Origin of the sequence: Planctomyces sp. SH-PL14 (assembly GCF_001610835.1) — a bacterium.
In the GTDB taxonomy this organism is placed as follows: Bacteria; Planctomycetota; Planctomycetia; order Planctomycetales; family Planctomycetaceae; genus Planctomyces_A.
In genome coordinates this window covers 7,640,567-7,664,620 of the sequence record NZ_CP011270.1, presented here as the reverse complement: position 1 = coordinate 7,664,620, position 24,054 = coordinate 7,640,567, and the positions used below count along the sequence as shown (strand labels likewise).

The following is a 24,054-nucleotide window of genomic DNA, read 5'->3' as shown; positions in this document are numbered from 1 at the left end:
CCGCCCGGAGTGTTTTGCTTTCCAGAGCGACGTTCAGTTCTCGTCGTCGTACGAGATCAGGCTGAAGACCTTCCCCGATCCGAGCCGCTTGCGGCCGTTGAGGAACGCCAGTTCGATGAGGAAGGCGTAGCCGGCGACTTCCGCCCCGGAGTTCTGGATCAGCCGGGCGCAGGCGCCGATCGTCCCGCCCGTCGCCAGCAGGTCGTCGACGAGGAGGACCTTGTCGCCCGCCTTCACGGCGTCGATGTGGATCTCGAGCGTGTCCTTCCCATACTCGAGTTCATAGTGGAAGGACTGCGTGTCGAAGGGGAGTTTGCCGGGCTTGCGGACCGGAATGAACCCGGCGTTGAGCTCCAGCGCCAGCGGGGCGGCGAAGATAAAGCCCCGGGCTTCCGCCGCGGCGATGGCTGTGATCCCCTGGTCGCGGAACGGGTCGGCCATCATCTGGACCGCGGACCGGAACGCTGCCGGATCGGACAGGAGCGGCGTGATGTCCCGAAACATGATCCCCGGCTTGGGGAAGTCGCGAACATTGCGGATCCACGGTTTCAGGTCGGCCATCGGGCTCTGTCTCCAGGCAAAAGCGTTTTCCGGCAGGTTTGAGCGCGCGGTAGTGTGACGAGGAAGTCTTGCCTCGTGCAACCGCCCGGAGGGTTCATGAGAGGGGGCCCGCTCGATATCGTGACAGTCCGTCCCTCCCAACCTTCGGCCGGTCGATGCGAGACTCGTTTCCAACATCGCTCCCCTTGGTTTTCCGCGAGCCCCCGCGCCCCTGCTCCTACCTTCCGGATCAGACGGCGGCCCTGGAGTACCGTCTTTACCGGACGTTAACCGCAACCCAATACAGCCTGCTCCTGGGGCGGGGATGGAGGCGGATGGGGACGCACTTCTTCCGCCCCCGCTGCCCCGCCTGCACGCAGTGCGTCAGCCTGCGGGTCGACGTTGCCGCGTTCCAGCCGTCGAAGAGCCAGCGCCGCTGCTGGCAGAAGAACCAGGAGATCGAAACGGTTGTCGAGCGGCCTGAGGTCTCGAGCGAACAGATTGCGCTGTACAACGCCTACCACGCGGACATGCACGCGCGGCGCGGATGGCCGAATCGGGAAACCGCGCCGTCCGAATACTTCGAGGGCTTCCTTGCCGGCCCCTGGGACTTTCCGTTCGAGATCCGCTACCTCGCGGAAGGTCAGCTCGTCGGCCTGGGGCTGATCGACGTCGTCCCGGATGCGATCTCCAGCATCTACTTCTACCACGCCCCGGAGTTGCGGTCCCGGGCACTCGGCACGTTCAGCATCCTTCGGGAGATCGAGCTGGCCCGCGAGCTCGGAAAGCGGTGGCTGTACCTGGGCTACTGGGTCAGTGGATGCCAGTCGATGGCCTACAAGAACCAGTTCGGGCCGTACGAGTTGCTGTCGGCCTACGTCGCCGACAACGACGATCCGGTCTGGAAACGTCCCGATTCCCAGGAAATCCAAGAGGGCTGAAATCCTGCCGATCGCTCCGGATCTTGCGCTGGGGTCCAGGGGCTGGTCCCTGGTGGGGGATCCAAGGGAGTCACGCTCCCTTGCTCCCGGCTGCCGTGGCACGTTGGGCTTGAGCAACAAGCGTCGTGCCGGCAAGGACATCGTCCAAACGCGCCCGCAGTCTCAATGCGCGGCGGACATCGCCCGCCTCAGGGCATCCCGCATGACATCGACCGGAGCGGGCCGCCCGACGAAATGCTCGTACTGGGCCGCCGCCTGCTGGATAAACATCTCGAGCCCGCTCACCGTCAGGCAAAGACGCTCCCGGGCTTCCTTGATCAGCAGGGTGTTCTCCGGGTTGTAGATCGTGTCGAACACGAGCGTCCCCTCCCGCAGCCAGTTGCCGGCATATGGGCTCTGATCGACGTTGGGCGCCATCCCGACAGGGGTGCAATTCACAAGGACGTCGATGAACCCGGCCCCGCGGTTCTCCCATCCGATCGACTGGCAGCCGAGCTGCGCCGCCAGGGCCGCCCCCCGCTTGCTCGTCCGGCTCGCGACGGTCACGATCGCCCCCGCCTTGATCAGCCCCAGGCCGATCGCCTTGGCCACGCCGCCGGCACCGAGGATCAGGCACCGCTTTCCGGAGAGATCGGCGTCCCCCTTCTCCTTGAGTCCCGCGCGGAGGGAGCCCATCGCCGCCTCGTAGTCGGTATTGGCGGCGTGCCAGTTCCCGTTCTGGTCCCGGAACAACGTGTTCGACGCCCCGATCTCCTCCGCGATCGGCTCGCGGAACTGCGCGGCGGTCAGGACCGCTTCCTTGTGGGGAATCGTGACACTGTACCCTTCGACCCCCAGGTCCCCGTACGCCTTGAGGGTCGCGGTCAGCTGGTCCGCGGGGACGCGCATCGGGATGTAGACCGCGTCCAGGCCGTCATGCTGGAACGCGGCGTTGTGGATCACCGGGCTGTAGCTGTGGGCCACCGGATCGGCGATGACCCCGAAGATCCGGGTCGCCGTCGTGATCCGGTCGTACCGGTAGAGGTTCTTCATCTGGTCGAACACGATCTGGCCGGGGGCCAGGACGCGGTCGGCGCTGAACGTCGTGTACGTGAACGGGGACCCGAAGCGTCCGCACAGGATGCGGCTGATGAGACCGATCTCTCCCATGCAGAACGCGATCGTCGGGACCTTCGCGGAGCGGGCCAGCTTCAGGAGCCGCACGCAGTCGAGGGGAGACTGAGCCGTCGTCACGACCTTGACGATGTCGGCGTCCTTGGCCGCCAGCTGCGCGTGGATCTCCTCGAGGTTCTCGGGAGTCCCCTGGAAGTCGTGGAAACTGACGATCCGCTTCGTCTTCCCGTAGCGGCGAATTTTTTCCGCAGCGTCCAGTTCGAGGTCGACGTACTCGACCCCCGAGACGATCGCCTGCCGGAGGATCGTCTGCCGCTCCTCCTCCGACCCGCGCCACCGCCCGCCGTCCTGGGGCCGGCGGACCGTGCAGATCACGGGGGTGGGACGATCCTTGAGCAGCCGCTGCAGTTCCGGGGCGCGGGACAGCCAGTCGAGCCGCAGCTCCACCAGTTCCGCTCCCCGCTGGGCCAGGGCCTGATGCTCGGCGAGCATCATCCGGTGTCGGGTCCGTCCAAGACTGACGCAGATCATTAGGTGCTTGGTCTTCGGTGCGTGGTCTGAGGTGCTGAATGCCGGACAACCGCCAGGGAGAGTCCCCTTGCGGCACCGCCACCGAGGCCGGACGGGGTTCTCTGTTCGCCGTCGTCGCCCTCCGGCGGGCGGGTCGCCTGCAGCGGGGGCCGCTGACCGTCGGTTTCGGGGGAACGCTCCGGCGAACCGATTCACGGGGGAGATGAAGTTACCGTGGCCCTTTGGCATTTCCCAACGAGAAAATTGTCGAAATCGAAACGGAACGGCTCGGGTTTTTCCCGTCGCCGACTTCCCCGTGGCAACAATTCCACCGAAGACCGTTTGCTAACGAACGTTCTTCGCAACGTATTCAAGCAAAGGACATTGTAACTCTTCACCCCGATGAGGAGGAGAAGGCCATGACGCGCGATCAGGCACTGAGACGACTTCATCAGCGACTGCTGGCCCACCGGGCCGACCTCGAGGAAATGTATCTCCACGACACGGAAGGGACGGCCGACACCGGTTTCGGTTCGGGAGATGCGGGAGACGTAGCCAACGAGGACTCGGAGCGGGAAATCCGGTCGCAGCTCGCTTCGATCGAGAGCGACGAGCTTTTCCTCGTCAGACGAGCCATAAACGCCCTAAAGGAAGGGCGTTACGGCCAATGCGAGCGGTGCAGCCGCCCGATTTCCATTGCCCGGCTCGAGGCCCTGCCGCATACGACCCGCTGCATCGAGTGCCAGCAGAACGCCGAACATCCCCGGAAACAGCGGAAACGCAAGGAAGACTGGGAGACGGTCAGCGACCTGGAGTCGCGGCAACAGGAGCGGGACCTGACACTCGATCAGATGGATGTTGATGTCGACTGAACCGGCGGATTTGGACATCATGGGGCAGGGGCGGGGGCGGTTCGCCCATACCGGTCTTCAAGGATGGAGAGCGTCAAGATGTCCGCAGGGACGTTCCGCGGTCGATGGGAATGCCGATTTCGTCAGACGACGCTGATCCGCGCCACGCTGGGCTCCCTGGCGCTCACCACTTTTCTGACATGCGCTTCCGCTGAGCCGCCGCAGACGGCCGGGCTCCCGCAGGATGCCAACTCCCGCCTCCCGGCCGGCGAGAGCGCCACGATCCTCGAGCAGGCGGGCCGACAACTCTCCCGGGTGGCGGCGACAGTCAAGCCGACGGTCGTCCACATCGAAAGCCGCCGCGGCGGGCGTAACGGAACCGTCGAAGAGACCGGCTCCGGCGTCATCATGACCAGCCAGCGCTTCGGCGGGTACTTCGTGGTCACGAACCGGCACGTCATCGCCGGAGCCAACAAACAGAGCGTCAAGGTCCGGATGTCGGACGGCACGCCGCTCACCCCCTCGCAGATCCTGGAAGACCAGGCGACCGACATCGCCATTCTGCGGCTCCCGGTGACGAACGCGCCGACCGCCCGCTGGGGAGACAGCGACGGCCTCGACATTGGACACATGGTGATGGCGGTCGGAAGCCCGTTTGGACTCAGCCAGTCGGTCACCCTCGGGATCATCAGCGCCAAGGGCCGCCGGGCGCTCGTGCTGACGGACAACAACTACGAAGTCATCAACCAGGACTTCCTCCAGACCGACGCGGCGATCAACCCCGGCAACAGCGGAGGGCCGCTGGTCGACCTGACCGGCCGGATCATCGGGATCAACACCGCCATCGCTTCCCAGGGAGGCGGCAACGAAGGGATCGGATTCAGCATCCCGTCCAATCTGGCCAAGTACGTCGTCGACCAGATGCTGGAGCACGGCCGGGTCCGCCGCGGCTACCTCGGCGTGCGGCTCGACGAGGAGTTCGACGAGCAGGCCGCCCTGCGGTTCAACCTGGACCGCGAACGGGGAGCCCACGTCCTCCAGGTTTACACGGACACCCCCGCCTACTCCGCCGGCGTCCGGGAGGACGACGTCATCCTGACCTTCGACGGGATCGACATCGAGGACGAGAACCACCTCATCCACCTCGTCAGCCTGACCACCGTCAACAAGACTGTGCAGGTCATCGTCCTGCGGGGCGGAAAGCGGACCCCTCTCAACGTCACCCTCTCGGAACGCCCGCCGAACCGCCAGGCGGCCCAGCCGGGTCAGGGCGGGGGGGGAACGCCGGCGATTCCGATGAAGTTCTCGACGCGGATCCTCCAGCCCCCCATCGCCCGACAGGTCGGGTTGCCGGCCCGGACCCGCGGTCTCCTCGTGACGGAGGCGGACGAGGACTCCGGCCTGCAGCTCTACGATGTCATCGAAGAGGTCGCCCGCCGCCCCGTCGCCACCGCCGAGCAATTGGACCAGATCCTCGAGACCATCCCCGCCGGCGAGGAAGTCCTCCTCAAGGTGCGGCGGGTCTCGAACGGAACCCCGACCGATCAACTGGTGATCTGGAAACGGCCCGACCTCGCCGTACCGACACCCGCCCCCGCCCCCGCGCCGGCTCCCAAACCTGCCCCCAGCCCCTGAGACCACCGCGACCGCCCCGGCCCCGCGCCGGAGGCTCCGCACGGGACCTCACCGACGAGATCCCGCACTTTCCACGGACGGACGACAGTGGACAACTTTCGACGCCTTTTCCCGTTTCTCTACCCGCACCGCCGCCGGCTGATCGTTTCGCTGGTCTGCGGCCTGATCGTCGCCGTGCTGTGGGGGGCCAACCTTACGGTCGCGTTCCCGATCGTGAAGGTGCTGTTCGAGAAGCAGAGCCTCGCCGAATACGCCGAGGGGGAGATCGCCGTCGCGACGGCCAAGATCGAAATGCACACGCGGCAGCTCCAGGTGATCACGGAGCAGGACGCCGCCCTCGAACGACAGGGCCTCCCGCCGGAGAACCCGCAGCGCGTCGAGACCCGCCAGGCCATGGTCCGGGAGCAGGGGCGCGTCAACGAATTCTCCCGCTCGCACCAGCAGGTCCTCTGGCTGCAGTGCTACGTCCTTCCCTACATCCCCGGCGACAAGCTGCAGACCCTGGCCGCGATCCTGGGGGTCCTGCTCGTCGCCACCGGGATCAAGTGCGTTTTCCTGTACTTCCAGGAAGTCCTCGTCAACAGCGTCGCCGAGCTGATCATCATCGATGTCCGCAAGCAGATGCTCGATCAGACACTCAAGAATGACTACGAGTCCCTCTCGCAGGAGGGGACCGCCGGGCTCATGTCGCGGTTCACCTACGACACGGAACAGCTCTCGACGACCATCACGCTCTTTGCCGGGAAGCTGATCCGCGAGCCGCTCAAGTGCCTCGCCTGCATGGTCGGGGCCCTGGTCATCAACTGGCGGCTGACGCTCCTCTCGCTGCTGTTCGTTCCGCTCCTGGGACTGACGATCAACCAGTTTGGCGTGCTCCTCAAGCGGGCCTGCCGGCGGATGATGGAGAGCATGTCCCGGATCTACAAAGTGCTGGAGGAGACCTTCGACGGGATCAAGGTGATCCTGGCGTTCAACACCGGGACCCGGCATCGCAAGATGTTCGACGACCAGTGCAACGAGTACTACCGGACCTCGATGAAGGTCGTAAAGCTCGACGCCCTGACCCGCCCGGCCCTCGAGCTGCTGGGGCTGGCGGCCATGTTCATCGCCCTCCTCCCGGGGGTGTACCTCGTCCTCAAGGAGCGGACCGACATCTGGGGGATCAAGCTCTCGTCCGAGGTGATGGACCCCGCCATGCTGGGAATGCTGTACGCGTTCCTGGCCGGGATGCTCGATCCGTGCCGGAAGATGTCGACCTCGTTCTCCCGCGTGAAGCGGGCCAACGCCGCGATCGACCGGATCTTTGACGTCATCGACGACGAGTCCCGGATTCCCGAACCGGCCGAGCCGGTCCCGTTCCCGAGCGAGTTTCAGTCGATCTCCTTTCAGAACATCACGTTCCGCTACAACCCGCGGAACGGAATCGCCCCCCGGGAGAGCGTCCTGGACGGGCTCTCGCTGGACGTCAAGGCGAACGAAGTCGTGGCGGTCGTCGGCACCAACGGCTGCGGCAAGTCGACGCTCCTGAATCTCCTGCTGCGGCTCTACGATCCGCAGGCGGGGGACATCCGGATCGACGACACGTCGATCCGCGACATGACGACGGCCGACCTCCGCTCCCGGATCGGGCTCGTCACCCAGGACACCGTCCTGTTCGACGATACGATCCTTGAGAACATCCGCTACGGTTCCCCGGACGCCACGCGGGAGCAGATCGAGAAGGCGGCCGAAATGGCCCACGTCCTGCCGATCGTCGAACGGTTCCCCGCCGGGTTCGAGACCCGGGTGGGAGAGAAGGGGAAGGAACTGTCCGGCGGCCAGCGGCAGCGGATCGCGCTCGCCCGGGCGATCGTCCGGAATCCGTCGATCCTGATCCTCGACGAGCCGACCTCGGCGATCGACGCCGAGAGCGAAGCCCTGATCCACGCCACCCTGCGGGACTTTGTGAAGGGGCGGACGGCGTTCATCGTCACGCACTCGATGTCGGAAAGCCTCCTCCAGTTCGTGACCCGGATCGTCGTCGTGGCCAGCGGACAGGTGGTCGCCGACGGCAACCACGCGCAGCTGATGGACTCGAGCCCGCTCTACCGGCGGCTGTTCGACGCACCATCGCGGGCCGTTCCTCGACTCAAGGGAGGGGCGGCGGCAGAAAAACCCTCGGTCGAGACCGAAAGGGCCGTGGAACGGACGAAGGGGGCGGCCGCCTGACCGGGCGGCCGGATCGCATGCTCACGAAGGCTGACCGCGGAAAGCGGAATCGGCTTCGGACTTCGTGTCGACGGATCCCGCCAGACCCTTGACTTCACGAAAGTCCATTCTTATCCTCTCTTTCCGATAAATTGTCGCGGTACTCTCCGGCGGTCCGGAGAGGGCGACGGGTGAAGTCCCCACGCTTCCCCCGCGTCGTCCGTGAGGTGTTTCTTGACCGTTCTCCTGAACAGTCAAGAGGTTTGGTCGCGAGTGACGTCGTCATGCGAGGTTGCTGATGATGTAGGCGAGCGAGAAATCGGTCGGCCTCTGCCGCGGAATGTCGGCGAGCTTGCGCTCGCAGTTTCCGGCGGATCACCCGAACCGTTGGATGGACTAAAGTGGGGCGAGAGCCCCCTTTTTCGTTTTTAGGGGGTCGATCATGAACGGAAGCGAAGTTCTGCGGATCGTGGACGCGATCCACCGCGATAAGAACATCGACGCCGAGATCGTCTTCGAAGGGATCGAGCAGGCCATTCTCTCCGCCGCCCGCAAGCACTACGGCGAAGACCGCGAGATCGTGATCTCGATCGACCGCAAGTCGGGCGAACCCGCCGCCAAGATCGACGGCTCCGACCTCCCCCGCGACGAGCTCGGGGAACTCCTCGGCCGCATCGCGACGCAGACCGCCAAGCAGGTCATGATCCAGAAGTTCCGCGAGGCGGAACGGGATACGCTTTACGACGAATTCGCGGAGATCCGCTCGCAGCTCGTCAACGGGACCGTGACCCGCGTCGACCAGAGCGTGGCGACCGTCAACATCGGCAAGATCGAGGCGCTCCTTCCGAAGAGCGAGCAGGTCCCCGGCGAAGCCCACAAGGTGGGTGATCGCATCCGGGCGATCGTCCTCGAAGTCAAGAAGATGGGGAGCCGGATCAAGGTGGTCCTCTCCCGCAGCCATCCGGACCTCGTCCGCCGGCTGTTCGAAGTCGAGATCCCGGAAGTCGCCGACCAGCTCATCACCGTCCGCTCCCTGGCCCGGGAAGCGGGGTACCGCTCCAAGGTCGCCGTCTCCTGCTTCGACAACAACATCGACTGCGTCGGCGCATGCGTCGGGGTCCGCGGCTCGCGGATCAAGACGGTCGTCGACGAGCTCGACGGCGAGCGGATCGACATCATCCGCTGGAATGACTCGCTCCAGGTCCTGATCCCCAACGCACTGCAGCCGGCCGAAGTCGAGGACGTCATCCTCTGTCCGATGCTCGGCCGCGTGATCGTCCTCGTCCGCGAGGACCAGCTCTCGCTGGCGATCGGAAAGAAGGGACAGAACGTCCGCCTGGCGTCGAAGCTGGTCGGCTGGGACATCGAAGTCATGACCCGCGAAGAGCTGGACACGCAGCTCGACCGCTCGGTTCAGGCCTTCGCCGAAGTCCCGCACGTCACCGAGGAGCTGGCGGAAGCGCTCGTCTCCCAGGGTTTCTTCAGCTTTGAAGACCTGTCGGTGATCGAGCCCGATCAGCTCGCCGAGCTCGGCGGACTGACCCCCGAGCAGTGCGACGAAATCGTCGCCCGCGCCGAAGAAGAGAGTCAGCGGGAAGAGGCGGAAGCGGCGGTCCGGAAGGCCCAGGAACGGGCCAATCGGAACGCTCCGCCGGCCCCGGCCCCGGTGCCTGCACCGGCCCCCGCTCCGGCGGCGGCCGAGGCGGCCGTCGAGGGAGAGCAGAATGGCGAAGCCGTTGCCGAGACGGCTGAGCCCGAAGCGGCCCCGGTCGAGGCGACTGGTGCCGGCGACAACAGTGGCGGAGCTCCAGTGGTGGAAGAGGCATGAGGACGGCCCGGCAAAAACAGAGACAGCAGCCTTCGACAGAAATTGTGGTTCAGGTCAGTGGACGGGGCGGAGTGGTGGGAGCGGGGCCGATGCCGCCGCTCGCGGGGAGACAGCGATTCCAAAGATGAGAGTTCCTGCCCGGGGCAGGAGCCTCAGGGTCACAGGAGTTTCGATTGAAGATTCGGATTTTCGCACTCGCGAAAGAGCTCAATCTCGATAGCAAAGAGCTCATTCAGTACTGCAATGATGCGGGGCTCAACGTCAAGAGCTCGCCGCTCGCCAGCATTTCTCCGGAAGAACGGGACATGGTTCTCGGCTTCATGAAGCAGCGGACCAAGGGGGCCTCGTCCGCGCCGGCCAAGCCCGAGCCTGTCGGGGCGACTCGCGAACCGATCGGCGGCAAGCTCCGCGAGATGAAGAAGATCACCCCCTCCGGTCCGCTCGCGCGGACGCGGCCCCAGGAGGTCGTCGTCGAGGAGCCGGAAGAAGCGGTCGCCCCGCCGGTCGAAGAAGTGATCGAAGAGCCGGTCGTCGAAGCGCCGGAACCGGTCGTGGCCGAAGCAGCCGTCGTCGAAGAGGCTCCTCCGGCTCCCGAAGCGGAAGCCGAAGTCGAGCCGGCTCCGCCGGCGGACTCGGCCCCGGAGGCTCCTCCGGTCGCGGCGGCTCCTCCCGTGGAAGCGAAGAAGGGACCTCCGGGTCCTCCTCCGGCCACAGCGGCTCCGGCCGCCAAGGCGCCGCCGACCGCGCCTCCTGCGGCCCCCGCGCCGGCCGCTCCAGCCAGCCCCGCCGTTCCGACCCGGCCGATCGCCCGCACGACACCGATGAAGCGGGACGAGTTCGGCAACCGCGGCCTCGGGGCCGTGCGGGACATGCGAGCGGTCGGAACCGTTCGCGAACCGGGCAAGGGTGGTGGAACCGCTCCGCCGACCCCCGCCGCCGGAGCGACGCCCGCTCCCGCCGATCGGGGAGGGGACGACCGTCGCGACCGCGGCCGCAAGCCGGGCTTCACGATGGCCCGGCCGACGTTCACGCCGCGGGCCGCTCCGGCGGCCGACAGCACTCCGGCCCAGAAGCCGGAAGTCCGGATCACGCCGGACGCGTTCAAGAAGACCAAGCTCGCCGACATCATGGAGCGTCACAAGCAGGTGACGCCCCCCGGCGGTGCTGCGGGTACCCGGAAGAAGGTCACGTTCACGGCCGAGGACGACAGCGCCAAGAAGCCCGGCGGCAAGGGAGGAAGCTCGGGCGGGCTCGACGATATCCGCCGCGAGCGGCAGCGGAAGCGGTCGACGACCCGCACCGCCGCGGAGGAAGAAGAAGACCGCATCGTCAAGCAGCAGAAGCGGCATCGGCGGGCGGGTCCGGTCGAGTTCAAGAAGGAGGCGGAAGTCGCCTTCCCGACCACGATGCGGCACCTGTCCGAACTTCTGGGCCGTCCGGTCAGCGCGCTGATCGGGATCTGCATGAAGAACGGCAAGATGGTCCAGATCAACGACCCGATCGACGCCGACACGGCGTTCGAAATCGGGTTTGAGCTGGGGGTCGAAATCCGTGCCGCCCGCGAGGACGACGTCGAAGACGAACTCCAGGCCTGGCTCGACCGGCCGGACGAAGACTTCGGCGTTCCGGTCCTGCCGCGTCCGCCGATCGTCACGATCCTCGGCCACGTCGACCACGGCAAGACGACCCTCGTCGACCGGATCCGGTCGGCGAACGTCGCGGCGGGCGAAGCGGGGGGGATCACCCAGCACATCGCCGCCTACCAGGTCGAACACAAGGGTCAGAAGCTGACGTTCGTCGACACCCCCGGTCACGCGGCGTTCGGTGAGATGCGGGCCCGCGGGGCCAACGTCACCGACATCGTCGTGCTCGTGGTCGCCGCCAACGACGGCGTCATGCCGCAGACGGTCGAATGTATCGCCCACGCCAAGGCGGCGGGCGTGCCGATCGTCGTGGCGATGAACAAGATCGACCTCCCCGGCATCAACGAGACTAAGGTCCTTACCGAACTCGCCCAGCACGGCATCCAGGCGATGGAGTGGGGCGGCGACACGGAAGTGGTCCGGGTCTCGGGTCTGCAGGGGATCAACATCGACCAGTTGCTGGAGACGCTCCTCGTCACGGCGGAACTGAACGGCCTCTCCGCTCCGGTTGAGACGCCGGCCGACGGCGTGTGCCTCGAAGCCTTCCGCGACGAAGGCCGCGGTCCGATCGCCTGGGCGATCGTCCGCCGCGGTACGCTCCGCGTCGGCGACATGCTCCTGTGCGGTTCGGCCACCGGACGCATCCGGGCGATGTACAACGACCGCGACCAGGAGCTGACCGAGGCGGGTCCGTCGACCCCGGTGAAGATCGCCGGTCTCGACGAAGTCCCGAGCCCCGGCAACGCATTCTTCGCGGTGGATGACGTCGAAATGGCCCGCGAGGTGGCGTCCCGCCGCCGCGCCCGCGGCCGGGACGAGGTCCTTGCCCGCCGCGGCGGGCCCAAGACCCTCGAGCAGTTTTTCGCCGAGCGGGACGGAACCCTCAAGACCCTGCCGCTCATCATCAAGGCGGACACGCCAGGCTCGGTCGAGGCCCTCCGGCACGAGATCAACAAGTTCGAGCACCCGGAAGTCCGCGTGCAGATCATCCACGCTGGCGTCGGCGGGGTGAACGAGAGCGACGTGTATCTCGCCTCTTCGACGGGAGCGATCACCGTCGCCTTCCACGTCGTCCCTGAAGACCGGGCCGCCAGCCTGGCCGAGCAGGAAGGGGTCCAGATCCGCCGGTACGACATCATTTACAACGTCACGGACGACATCAAGAAGGCCCTCGAAGGTCTGCTCAAGCCGGAGCGGGTCGAAGTCCAGACCGGCCGGGCGATCGTCCTGCGGACCTTCAACATCAGCAAGACGGGAACCATTGCCGGTTGCCGCGTCCTGAGCGGGCTGATCGAGCGGGCCAACCGCGTCCACGTCATCCGCGACCAGAAGATCCTCAACGACTACGCCCTCGCCTCGCTGAAGCGGGAAAAGGACGACGTCCGCGAAGTCCGCGACGGTCTCGAGTGCGGGATTCGTCTCGACGGCTTCAACGACGTCAAGGAAGGGGACCTCCTGGAAGCCTTCCGGATCGAAGAGCGGAAGCGGACCCTGGATTAAGTTCCCGAAGCGTTTCACGTCCTCGGACGAGCCCCGGCGGCCGGTCCCCGGATCAGGAGAGTGAGTGTCCCAGCGTCGTCTCGCCCGTGTGGCCCAGGCCGTCAAGCAGGTCGTCAGTCAGGCGATCCTGATGGAGATGCGCGACCCGCGGGCGCGGAATATCACGGTCATCTCCGTCGAAGTCCCGGAGGACCTCCGCTCCGCCAAGGTGTACGTCTCCGTCATGGGGGATCCCAAGACGGAGCGGCTGAGCCTGAAGGGGCTCGAGGCGGCCCGCGGATGGCTTCAGCAGAAGATCGCCGAGGAGCTCGACCTGCGCTGGACGCCGGTCCTGTCGTTCATCGTCGACCCCGGGATCAAGAAGAGCCTGGAGATCAGCCGCCAGCTGCGGGAAGCGCTTCCCGAGCCGGCGGATGAGGACGACGACGGGGAGGGAGACGAGGAAGGCGAGGGGGACGAAGAGAACGACGAGGAGAGCGCGGAGTCGATCGAGGACGAGGGGACCGCCGGTCCGGACGAGCCGGCCCCCCCGAACCCGGATCGGGAGGCGCCGTGAAGGTGTTGGGGCACAAGACGGCGGAATGGGAAAAGGCTCGCGGCCGCGGGCCTCTTCCGAAACAGGATGCCGACGTCAACGGGCCCGGACGGAGCGGGGGCATCGCGGGTTAAGCGAAGCGTCAGTGGATCGTGCCCCGGGAGTCGGGACACCAACCATCGGAAGAGACCATGTCAAACGTCAAGAAGTTGAAGGCATCCGATCGACTGGCGATCGCGCAGAAGGTCGCGGCGGTCCTGAAGAAGCAGTACAAGGGTCATCCGCCCGAGATCGAGTATCCGACGCTCGAAACGCTGCTCTTTGCCGCGATCCTGGAGAACGCTCCCGCTCCCTCGGCCACGGAAGCCTACGAGCGGCTCCTGGAGTCGTTCCACGACCTGAACGAGATTCGCGTCAGCTCCATCGCCGAGATCGAGCAGGCCCTCGAGCCCCTTTCCGAGGCGGGTCCCAAGGCGGTCCGCATCCGGGAGCTCCTGCAGTTCACGTTCGAGAAGTACTTCAACTTCGACCTCGAGCAGCTCCGGCGGAAGACGGCGGACGTCGTCGACAAGCAGCTGGCCAAGATCCGGCACTTCACCCCGTTCATGAAGCTGTGCCTGCACCACTATTCCCTCGGTGCGCACGCGATCCCGCTCGATGACCGCAGCCGCGAAGTCCTGACCTGGCTGGGGCTCGTGGAGCCGGGGATGGGAGTGGAGGAGGCGGCGGAAGACCTCAAGCACATCATCCGCAAGGCCGATACCGACCAGTTCTGCCACGTCATCCGGCAGCTCGCGACGGATCCCGCCTACAAGGGGAAGTTCAAGGTCGCCGCCGGAACGGAGCCCGACCCCCTCTCAGCGGTCGAGCGGCTCGGCAACCTCCTGGCTGGGCTTCCGACGAAGCCGGCTCCGAAAGTCGTCAAGACCAAGAAGCCCGAGCCCACCACGATGCCCAAGCGGACGGCCAAGCCCGCGGGCAAGCCCCCCGTCCCGCCGACGAAGGTCACGAAGGCGAAGCCAGCGGCCCGCAAGAAGTAGACGTCTCCCGCCGGCCGTTCATGGTCCGCTGTCGGCTGTCAGCGAATCGGGTGGTCGACTGCCGTTGAACGCTTGAAGCCCCATTGCCTCGCAGAGATCGACGCGGAATGAGCGAGTTCCAGACAGTCGCCCAAGTCGGCGAGATCCCGGAAGGAGAGGGGCGTTCCTTCCGAGTGAACGGCAAGATGGTGGGGGTCTTCTGCGTCGGCGGCGAGCACTTCGCCATCAACGATTTCTGCCCGCACATGGGAGCGTCGCTGGCCGAGGGCTATGTCGAAGGCCACGCCGTGAGCTGCCCCTGGCACGCCTGGCGATTCTCGCTCAAGGACGGAAGCTGGCTCGACAGCCCCAAGTCCAAGATCCGCAGTGAATGCTTTTCAGTCCGCGTGGAAGGGACCGCCATCCAGGTCTGCGTTCCCGACCCGCCTCCGCGGCAACCTGCGGCCGGCGACTCCGCTTCCCCGCCGACACCCTAGTCTCGTTTTCACGGCGGTGTAGCGGCGGGCTTGGAACTGGGGTGGTACCCGCAATGGGTGATGTAGCGGCCACATTCGTCCGCGGAGAAGCGGTCAAGAACCTTCCCCAGCAGTTCCCATAGCCCCTCCACCGTCCGCTCCTTGGCACTCCGCAGCAGCCGCTTCAGCTTCGAGAACACCAGCTCGATGGGGTTCAGGTCTGGACTGTACGGCGGTAGGTAGGCCACCCGCGCTCCGGCCCCCTCAATGGCTTCCCGCACACCCAGCACCTTGTGCGAGGCCAGGTTGTCCATCACCACGATGTCGCCAGTCCGCAAGGTTGGCACCAGCTGTTGGCGCACGTAGGCCAGGAAGATCCGCCCATTGATGGCGCCGTCGATCACCACCGGCGCGGTGAGTCCCTCTAGCCGGAGTGCCGCCACGAACGTCGTGGTCTTCCAGTGCCCATGGGGAACCGCACCGATCAGCCGCTGGCCTTTTCGGCTGCGGCCATACCGGCGGCTCATGTTCGTCGAGGCCCAGGTCTCGTCGATGAAGACAAACCGGCCCATGTCCTCCGGACTCAGTGAGCTTTGCCACTTCCGCCAGTCCGTCCGTTGGTCGGCGACGTCCGGCCGGTCCTGCTCCGCGGCGCGGAAGACTTTTTTTTCAAGGTGAACCGGAGGGCGATCAGCGCCCGGGAGAGAGTCGGGATGCTGAGTGGAATTTCCAGATGCTCTTTGAGTTCCGCGAGCGTGGCATCCGGCTGGTCCGTCACGAACTGCTCAATCGAGTCAGCATAAGGCTGCCATTTGGGAGGAGACGTCTTCGGTCGCCGGGGAGCCGTTTCACCGCTCTCCCGCCGTCTCTGGCGGAGGCGTCTGATCCAAGACTCACTGACGTTGTACTTCACGGCAACCTGTCGGGCCTCCATCCCAGCGTCGCAGTCGGCCAGCACCCGGTTCCTGAGATCCATCGAGTAAGCCTTCATCGGCAGCCTCCTTGAGGTTACCTGTCCTACTCAATTTCCGCGGATGGCGCTAGAGACTGAAGAGAACCGCTCTAACGCCGCTCCCTGGCCAAAGGGACGCCGCAATTACGGTTTCGCGTCATCCGCGGTCGGTGCATCCGCCGGGCCAGGCGCGAACGCCTTCAGCTCAAGGAGGGTCTCGCGGCCGTCGATCCGCACCGCGTGCCGGACCTTGCCGACCCCGGGAGCGAACGCGGTCTCGAACTCGAGTTTCTTGTCTCCCGCCTTGAAGTTCTTCCCCAGGACCGACAGCGCCTGGAACTTTCCGGCCGGCACAGTGACCTCCGTGATCAGAGCGTTGAACTCCCCGGAAAGCTCGTCGTCGCCGATCCGGCTTTTCACCTTCCACTGGGCCCCATGCTCCGGGGGGAGCTTCACGAAGAGGAACGCCGGCTCGATCCGTTTTCCCGCGATCGCCACGCGGTAGATGCCGTCCTTGCGAAAGGCGATGTGTTCCGAGGCGACGACCTTGCCGTCGTAGATGGTGTCGAGCCGGGCGCAGGACTCGTCGCCGATCTTCTCGTAGGCGGCGATCCGCTCGGCAATCTGCATCGCTCCGTTCTGGAACGTCCACTCGGAGCCGACGGCATTCGGAAAGATGACCAGCGGAACTTTGTCCTCGGCGGTCTCCTGCGCGATGGCGCCGACCGATAGAGCGAGAAACAGCGCGGCGGTCCGGCCCAGCATTCGGATGGTCATGGGAAATCCCCGACGGTCATGGCGCGGCGGCCAGTCCCCCGCAGACACGAGCGTACAGAATGCCAGACCGAGTCGACAACGCGGATCTGGCAGGGAGCTTTGCCCAAGTGCATTTGCTGGATGGTGGTCGGTCAACGAGGGACTGTCCCGCTGGCTCGAACCGCGTCGTTGCCGGCACGACTTCCATAGCTCAAACCCAACGTGCCACGGCAGCCTGGGGGTCAAGGGGGCCACGCCCCCTTGCCGCCGGAGGCACTCCTGTGAGGAACCGTGGGAAACAACGGGCGTCCGCTTTGTGGGACCGGCGTTGAGGACTCCCTCAATCGACACCGCTGGCTTTGCAATCCCCGCGGGTTGGTGAGGGGGGCATACGGCACGGTGTCCGCGCTTGGACACGCACTCCGTCAGACGTCGCTCGACGGCCAGGCCTCCGGCGGGCAAGGGGGATTCTCCCCCTTGCATCCCCTGACCAGGGTGCCCCTGGACCCGGTTGGCCAGTACTGGAGCGGTCACCAATGGGCCAATGCCCCCGCCTTGCCCCTACACTTCCGACCGTCCACCGACAAAGAGCACGGAGACTGGAAACTGGACTTCACTTGATGAGCACTGCACCGCACGTAGCCGCAGGCTCAAGGGCGCCGACACACCCCAGAACGCTACGCGACGTTCGGCATCGGAGCCGCGATCGGCTTCCGGCTCGAGGCCGGAAGCCCGACCTGATCGAGGAAGTTCCGCAGGCGGCGGTCGAACTCCTCCGGAGCAGCCACGCGTTCACCGTTATGACGGCCGCGCGGCGCCATCCACAGGTCTCCCTCCGGATGCCCGGTCAATGAGAACAGGGTCTCGGTCACTTCGCGAGGGATGCAACTGTCCCGCTGCGTCCCCATCCAGAGCATCGGCAGCCGCCGCAGGCGGGGGAGCGAGGACTCAAGCGAGACATACCGTCCGCCGCGGCGGCGCTCGCTCATCTTGCGGGCCACCCACATCGTGATCCAGTTGTGCCAGTTCGGCAGAACGTACTGCAGGCGGGGAATAACGGCCCGTTTCCACTTCCGGACGTAGTGGTCAAAAAGCGTCCAGCAGGAGAACGCCCCCTGCGTCACGACACCAGCAATGTCCCGCCGGGTCGCCGCGACATGAAGCGCCGCGCTCGCGCCCCGCGAGACCCCGTGCAGGACGATCGGGAGGTCGGAATAGCGTTCGTGGCGGCGGGCGAAATCGATCGCCGCCTCGAGGTCGCTGACTTCAAACTTCGTCAGCCAGTGGAGCGGCTGGTAGTTCGAATCGGCGTCGCTGAAACCCTGGTTCCGAAAGTCGAACGACAGGATGTCGTAGCCCGAAGCGAGCGCCTCGGGAATGTAAGCCTGGTAGGACCAGAAGTCGGCCCGGGTCTCGGGGCAGAAGACCACGAGTCCCCGCGGCGAGTCATCGGTCCGTGCGATCGCCCCGCGGAGAATCACCCCGTCAGCACTGCGGAAAGCGATCAGTTCCGCCGCCGGGTCAGGAACTCCGACGGGCGCCAGGAACGGCGGCGACATCTCGAAATACGTCAGGATGCGCCGACCATAGTAGATATGGAACGCAGCCTCTCCCAGCAGAATGAGGGCCACACATAGAATCGCGACCGACCAGAACAACTGTCTTTCTCCCCCGGCAATCCGTTCGAGGCCCGCAGTTGAATTCTATCCGTGTTCTACCCCTTAAATTGGGAAAAGATCAAGGAAACATTCTGGCCGCCGAAACCGAAGCTATTCGAGAGGGCATGGCGGACCGTTCCTGTCCGGGGAGTATTGGGCACATAGTCCAAGTCGCACTCCGGATCCGGCGTTTCGTAGTTAATGGTCGGCGGCAGAACGCTGTCCCGCATCGCCAGCAGACAGACGATCGCCTCGGCGCTTCCGGCCGCGGCGATGAGGTGTCCCATCATGCTCTTCGTGCTGGAAATCGCCACCTTCCGGGCGTGATCGCCGAAGGACCGCTTGATCGCGCCGGTCTCGACCTTATCGTTGACCTCGGTGCTCGTCCCGTGCGCGTTAATGTAGCTGATGTCCTCGACATTAATGCGGGCGTCGTTCAGAGCCATCTTAATGCAGCTCGTCGCGCCGCGGCCTTCCGGATGAATGTCGGTAATCCGATAAGCATCCGCAGTCGACCCATAACCCGCAACCTCTCCATATATGCGAGCTCCGCGCGCCTTGGCATGTTCTAGTTCTTCGAGGATGAGCATTCCTGCTCCTTCCCCTAGAACGAACCCGTCGCGGTCCCGGTCGAACGGACGCGAGGCCTTCGGCGGACACTCATTGCGGGTCGAGAGAGCGGTGAGGAGGTTGAAGCCCGTCACGCCGAACGGGTGAATCATGCTGTGGGCCCCACCCGAGAGCATGATGTCCGCTTCGCCCTGACGGATGATTTCGGTCGCCTCGCCGATCGCCTGGCTGGAGGCGGCACAGGCGGTGAGACAGTTGAGGTTCGGTCCCTGGGCGTTGAACAGGCTGGCCAGGTGTCCGGCCGGCATGTTCGGCTCCTGCTCCATTTCGAACCGGGGGTTCATCCGCTCGAGGCCGAGACGGGTGAACATCTCCATGTCGAAGTCGCCGTTCTTCTGCGCGTCGGCGAGGGTCGACATGAAGAGGACGAAGTCCTGCTGGCCTTCGCCGGCGCCGAGATAGACACCAAAGCGGGCCGGGTCGTGGTTCTCGCCCAGGCCGGCGTCGCGGACCGCCTGCGTGGCGGCGCCGATTGCGAAGCGGATGTTCCGGCCCGAGTAAGCGAAGCGGTCAGGATTATCGACGTAGTCCCCGAGCTGGAACCCGCGGACTTCGGCAGCGAACTTGGTCGGATAGGCGGAGGCGTCGAAGTGCGAGATGAAGTCGATGCCGCTCTTTCCCTCCTGGAGGGACTTCCACATCGACTCAATGGTGTTTCCTACGGGCGTAATGCAGCCCAAACCCGTCACAACGACGCGCCGTCTCATAGTCATTCCTAAACGTTCACCGCTGCCGCCGGCGTTCTCAACCGCCGACGGACAAATGACAAAGACTCCGCTCGTGGCGGAGTCATGCCTGACCGCCGGTGATTGTAAGGCCGTTCGGCAGTGAACGGAAAGCGTTTTCCGGGGAATGCGAAAACCCGGGGGGCTGCGCCGGACCGAAGAGACCAGCCGCCCGATGCGACAACGAGGCACAATTGACTGTTCTGAAATGACTTACGACGCCTCATCCTCCTTCCGATGGTATTGTCCCAAATCCGCCGCCCCCGGGCGTCTCGATCACAAGTCTTTCTCCGGAAACAACTTCCCGCTGGGCGCACCCGCCGAGGTCCTCGGTATCCCCCGAAACATGGATCAGGCGGTTGTTCCCGATCGCCCCGGCCGTCCCTCCCTGCAAACCGGGAGGGGGAAACGCTCCCCGGCGTTGAGAGAGGATGGAGACGCTGAGAGGGGCGAGGAACTCAAGCTCCCGGACGATCCCGTCTCCTCCGCTGTGCTGGCCGGGGCCTCCGGAGCCGCGGCGGATGGCGAAGCGCCGCAATCGGACCGGGTAGCGGTGTTCGAGGATCTCGGGATCGGTCAGGCGGGTGTTCGTCATGTGGGTGTGGACGGCGTCCGCTCCATCGGCGCCGGAGGTTGCTCCGCTGCCGCCGCAGATCGTTTCGTAGTACCCGAACGTCCCGTCGCCGAAGGTGAGGTTGTTCATCGTTCCCTGGCTGGCGGCCGCCAGGCCAAGGGCGGCCAGGAGCACATCGACGACGCGTTGGGAGGTTTCGACGTTTCCGCCGACGATCGCCGCGCACCGCCGCGGGTCGTCGTGGGGCGGGGGATTCAGGAGACACTCCGGGATGCGGATCGTCACCGGGTCGAGTACGCCGCCGTTGAGAGGGATCTCCTCGTCGATGAGGGTCCGGAACACATAGAGCACCGCCGCCGTCACGATGGCGGAATTCGCATTGAGATTGGTCGCCAGGACCGGGCCGGTTCCCTCGAAATCGACGGTCGCCTGATCGCCCGTGATCGTGATCCGGACGGCGATCGGCGTTCCGTCGTCGAGGTAGTCGACGCAGCGCACCTCTCCGTCGGGGCGGGCGGCGAGGGCCTGGCGAACCTTGCGGGCCGCCGCCTCGCGGATGAACCGCATGTACCGCTCGACGACCGGCAGCGATTCCTCCGCGGCGAGTCGGCCAAGAAGGCGGACGCCGGTCTGGTTGGCGGCGATCTGGGCCATGATGTCGGCGACGTTGTCGTCCGGCCGGCGGGAGGGGTAGGAGACCGGCGACGCTGCCGAGTTCCCCGGGGTCTGCCCGAGCCGTTGACGCAGTTCCTCTTCCTGGAACGCCCCCTGGCGGACGACATGGAAGTTCCGAATCAGAACCCCTTCCTCGGCGAGATTCCGGGAGAAGGGGGGCATGCTGCCGGGGACGATTCCACCGATTTCGGCGTGGTGAGCGCGGCTGGCGACGACGAAGAGAATCTTCGCTCCGGCATCGTCGAACACCGGCGTGACGACGGTCAGGTCGGGGAGGTGGGAGCCGCCGCGGAACGGGTCGTTCGTCAGGACCACATCGCCCGGTTTCAAGTCGGGGTTGTCACGGAGGACGCACTGGACCGTCTGAGCCATCGCACCGAGGTGCACCGGAATGTGAGGGGCGTTGACGACCAAAGCTCCCTGTCCATCGAACACCGCGCAGCTGTAGTCGAGCCGCTCCTTCACGTTCGTCGAGACGGAGGTCCGCCGGAGTGTCTCTCCCATCTGCTCGGCGATCGAGGCGAACTGGTTGTTGAACACTTCGAGGCGGACAGGGTGGGGGTGTTCGAGATCGTCGTCCTGGGCCTGCCGGTCCGCCCCTCCGAGATACCGCAGAACGATCGAACCGTCCTCGGCGAAGGCGGCTCGAAAACCCTCCTCGACGAAGACCGTGGTCATCGACTCCGCCAGGAGGGCGGGGCCGCCGACCGATTCGACCACGCCCGCGGGATCGCGGACGAACGTCGGACAGGTCCGCCATCCGCCGGCGATGACGACGCGGGTCTCGTCCCCGCGTTTCCAGCGTCGTTCCGAGCCCGGCGAGGGGGGCAGTTCCCGTGAGACGCGTCCCTCGACGCGGGCGACGACCGCTTCGATCGCCCGGCCCGATCGACGGTAACCGAACTGCCGCTCGTGCTCGGCTTCGTAGGCGGCGGCGTAATTTCCGTCCTTGGGCTCAACGATCGTGACAGCGGACTCGAGGCCGAGGTATCGCAGATCCAGAGACCGGACGAGCCCGACGGAGCCCTCGGCCGCGTTCAATCCGGTCCGGACTTCGGTCTCCAGCTCGGCGAAGACCGCGTCCAACTGACCGACAGCGAACTCCGACAGCGGACGCAGCAGAGACCGGGAGGCGTGCTGAACGGCATCGGCACAGGCGATCCCGTAGGCGCTCAGCGCACCGGCGAGCGGGTGAATGACGATGTCCGTCATGCCCAACTGCCGGGCGAGGGCACAGGCGTGCTGGGCTCCGGCGCCGCCGAAGACCGCCAGGGCGTAATCCGCCGGGTCGTACCCTTTGGCGATCGAGATCCGCCGGATGGCTCGGGCCATGTGGGCGTTGGCGATGTCGATGAAGCCCGCCGCGATCTCTTCGGGCGACATCCGCTGGCCGGTGCCGTGTTCAACGACGGCCGCCAGTTCCTCCAGCCGGTGGTCGATCGCGTCCCGATCGAGGACGAAGGGAAAATGGTCCGTCACGATCCGACCAAGCGCGACGTTGCAGTCCGTGATCGTCAGCGGTCCACCGCGGCCGTAGCAGGCGGGGCCGGGGTCGGAGCCGGCGCTTTCGGGTCCGACGACGAGCTTCACGCCGTCGAAGCGGCAGATGCTCCCGCCGCCGGCGGCGACCGTTTCGATCGCCAGCATCGGAGCGGTGATCCGCACTCCCGCCTTGCGGCTTTCGTATTCCAGCTCCCATCGCCCGTCGTAGCGGGAGACGTCGGTGCTCGTCCCCCCCATGTCGAACCCGATCGACCGGGGAAAGCCGGCCCGGGCCGCCGTCAGCGAGAATCCGATCACGCCGCCCGCCGGGCCCGACAGGATGCTGTCCCGGCCGGAAAAGGCACTCGGTTCGACCAGTCCTCCGGAGGAGGTCATGAGCTGCAGCCGGGTGCCGCTGCGGACCGAAGAGGCGGGGACGAGCTCGTATCGATCGGGAAACAGGTCAGTTGTGATGACCTGAAGGTCTCCGGCCTCGTGCAGCAGGTTGAGAGTTCGATAGACCGTCGACCGTGAGATCCGCCCTCCGCCGGGGGAGAGAGCCAGATGTTGAACGAGCTCTTCGACTTCAAAGGCCTTCGGGAACGCCAGGATTGCCTCCAGAATGAGGCTTCGCTCCTGGGTCGGGCGCAATCCTTTCTCCGACAGAAACCGCTCGAACCGTTCGGCATTCGCCCGGGGAAACGGGGGCATTTCGGATTTGCCCGTCCCCGCATGAGTCTCTCCTTGGAGCTGGGATGCGATCCGCGTCACGTAGTCCCGCAGGATCGGGTTGAGGTAGGCATCAACAACCGTGCTCTCGCCGCGGGGGACGAGCTTGATCGTCGACGAGACTTCGTGGGAGGTGACGACCTCGCGGAAGCCCAGTTCGCGGGCCATGGCGGCCAGCGCCTGCTCGTGGACGGGATTGCGGTAGGCGTGCAGGAGCGCGATCGCGACGGAGTCAATGCCCGCCTGGCGCAGCTCTTCGAGCCGGGCTCGGGCTGAATCCCGGTCGAGCGGAATGAGAACGGCACCGTCGGCGGCGAGGCGTTCGTCGACCTCGACAGACTGCTGGAACAGCGGCTCCGGTTTGCGGATCGCCAGCTCGAAGAGCTTAGGCCGAGCCTGATCGCCAATCAGGAGGATGTCGCCGAAACCTTTTGTCGTGACGAAGCCGACGCGGGCTCCCCTTCGTTCAAGGAGGGCGTTCGTGCCGCGTGTTGTTCCGAGTTTGACGTCGCACGGGGGGAGCGGTTCGCCGAGTCGCAGGCCGAGCAGCCAGCGGATGCCGAGGACGGGAGCTTCCTCGCCGGTCACGATTTCGTAGGGGGTTCCGGCGACGACCGTCGGCGGGAGTTTTCCTTCGAGCCGCAGTCGTCCGCCGCCGGCGTGGGAGTCGAGGATCGGGAGGCCTTCGGCGGGGCCTCCGGTGACGAAGAGGCGGGCTCCGATCCAGAAGCCGTCGGCGTCGCGGGAGCGGATGGGGTCTTCGAGGATCTGGAGGTCGAAGATCCGGCTGACGGTTCCTTTGGTGCGGCCGGAGCTGAGGGTTTTGAAGGTTCGGACTTGGCCGCGGGGGGAGATGGCGACGCAGTCGGTGAAGGTTCCGCCGACGTCGATGGCGAACTGCCAGAGGGGAGGTGCGGTGCCGGGGGTGGTGACCATTGGTCTTCCGGGGCGGGGGGGGCGGGTGTCGTTGAGAGCGGGGCGGGCAACCCGGGGTTCCATTCTGATTGGCGGGAATCGAAAGTCGATGGAAGCGAATTTTTGAAACACAGAGGCGCAGAGAACGCGGAGAAAACATCATCGGCCGATGAACCGGGT

The 24,054-nt window shown here is 65.8% G+C and carries 16 protein-coding genes; 9 read left to right on the top strand and 7 right to left on the bottom strand.

The window, feature by feature from the left end; translation table 11 throughout:
- Positions 1–33: 33 nt before the first annotated feature.
- Entirely contained in the window at positions 34–561 is a 528-nt protein-coding gene (locus VT03_RS29510; RefSeq protein ID WP_075096321.1) for an adenine phosphoribosyltransferase, read from the bottom strand.
- Positions 562–716: 155 nt separating this feature from the next.
- On the opposite strand from VT03_RS29510, the gene VT03_RS29505 reads away from it, so the two are divergent.
- On the top strand, positions 717–1,481 hold the full coding sequence (locus VT03_RS29505) for an arginyltransferase (RefSeq protein ID WP_075096320.1): 765 nt from the start codon (positions 717–719) through the stop codon (positions 1,479–1,481).
- Positions 1,482–1,643: 162 nt separating this feature from the next.
- On the opposite strand, the gene aroE is transcribed toward VT03_RS29505, so the two are convergent.
- The gene (gene aroE / locus VT03_RS29500; protein WP_075096319.1) at positions 1,644–3,125 is read right to left on the bottom strand and encodes a shikimate dehydrogenase; all 1,482 of its coding nucleotides are present in this window, start codon (positions 3,123–3,125) and stop codon (positions 1,644–1,646) included.
- A gap of 398 nt (positions 3,126–3,523) precedes the next feature.
- Between aroE and VT03_RS29495 the strand changes: the two genes are divergently transcribed.
- The 8 genes from VT03_RS29495 (at position 3,524) to VT03_RS29460 (ending at position 14,799) form a co-directional block, all read left to right on the top strand.
- The gene (locus tag VT03_RS29495) at positions 3,524–3,976 is read left to right on the top strand and encodes a TraR/DksA family transcriptional regulator (RefSeq protein WP_075096318.1); all 453 of its coding nucleotides are present in this window, start codon (positions 3,524–3,526) and stop codon (positions 3,974–3,976) included.
- Positions 3,977–4,054: 78 nt separating this feature from the next.
- The gene (locus tag VT03_RS29490; protein ID WP_075096317.1) at positions 4,055–5,590 is read left to right on the top strand and encodes a trypsin-like peptidase domain-containing protein; all 1,536 of its coding nucleotides are present in this window, start codon (positions 4,055–4,057) and stop codon (positions 5,588–5,590) included.
- Between the two features lie 87 nt (positions 5,591–5,677).
- The gene (locus tag VT03_RS29485) at positions 5,678–7,798 is read left to right on the top strand and encodes an ABC transporter ATP-binding protein (protein ID WP_075096316.1); all 2,121 of its coding nucleotides are present in this window, start codon (positions 5,678–5,680) and stop codon (positions 7,796–7,798) included.
- A gap of 421 nt (positions 7,799–8,219) precedes the next feature.
- Positions 8,220–9,605: a transcription termination factor NusA gene (gene nusA, locus VT03_RS29480; RefSeq protein WP_075096315.1), complete on the top strand. Its 1,386-nt coding sequence runs from the start codon at positions 8,220–8,222 to the stop codon at positions 9,603–9,605.
- A 173-nt stretch (positions 9,606–9,778) separates the two neighbouring features.
- Positions 9,779–12,748 (top strand): translation initiation factor IF-2, encoded by a 2,970-nt coding sequence (infB, locus tag VT03_RS29475; protein ID WP_075096314.1) that lies wholly within the window; start codon positions 9,779–9,781, stop codon positions 12,746–12,748.
- A gap of 64 nt (positions 12,749–12,812) precedes the next feature.
- Complete coding sequence (gene rbfA / locus VT03_RS29470) at positions 12,813–13,304, top strand: 30S ribosome-binding factor RbfA (RefSeq protein WP_075096313.1); 492 nt, start codon at positions 12,813–12,815, stop codon at positions 13,302–13,304.
- A gap of 170 nt (positions 13,305–13,474) precedes the next feature.
- Complete coding sequence (locus VT03_RS29465; protein ID WP_075096312.1) at positions 13,475–14,323, top strand: endonuclease III domain-containing protein; 849 nt, start codon at positions 13,475–13,477, stop codon at positions 14,321–14,323.
- A 107-nt stretch (positions 14,324–14,430) separates the two neighbouring features.
- A complete protein-coding gene (locus tag VT03_RS29460) occupies positions 14,431–14,799 on the top strand; it encodes a Rieske (2Fe-2S) protein (RefSeq protein WP_075096311.1) in 369 nt (122 codons plus the stop codon).
- Positions 14,800–14,807: 8 nt separating this feature from the next.
- Here VT03_RS29460 and VT03_RS32995 read toward each other — a convergent pair.
- The 5 genes from VT03_RS32995 to VT03_RS29430 all read right to left on the bottom strand — a co-directional run bounded on the left by VT03_RS32995 (position 14,808) and on the right by VT03_RS29430 (position 23,895).
- A protein-coding gene (locus VT03_RS32995) for an IS630 family transposase (protein ID WP_231870551.1) occupies positions 14,808–15,769 on the bottom strand; the annotation gives its coding sequence in 2 pieces (ribosomal slippage) (positions 14,808–15,433 and positions 15,433–15,769; 963 coding nt in all).
- Positions 15,770–15,874: 105 nt separating this feature from the next.
- Positions 15,875–16,507 carry a hypothetical protein gene (locus VT03_RS29445; protein WP_075096308.1) on the bottom strand — a complete coding sequence of 211 codons (633 nt, stop codon included), beginning with the start codon at positions 16,505–16,507 and terminating at the stop codon, positions 15,875–15,877.
- Between the two features lie 656 nt (positions 16,508–17,163).
- Positions 17,164–18,117: an alpha/beta hydrolase gene (locus VT03_RS29440; protein WP_156514842.1), complete on the bottom strand. Its 954-nt coding sequence runs from the start codon at positions 18,115–18,117 to the stop codon at positions 17,164–17,166.
- Positions 18,118–18,200: 83 nt separating this feature from the next.
- Entirely contained in the window at positions 18,201–19,481 is a 1,281-nt protein-coding gene (fabF, locus tag VT03_RS29435; protein WP_075096306.1) for a beta-ketoacyl-ACP synthase II, read from the bottom strand.
- A 241-nt stretch (positions 19,482–19,722) separates the two neighbouring features.
- Positions 19,723–23,895: a hydantoinase B/oxoprolinase family protein gene (locus VT03_RS29430; RefSeq protein WP_075096305.1), complete on the bottom strand. Its 4,173-nt coding sequence runs from the start codon at positions 23,893–23,895 to the stop codon at positions 19,723–19,725.
- Positions 23,896–24,054: the final 159 nt, after the last annotated feature.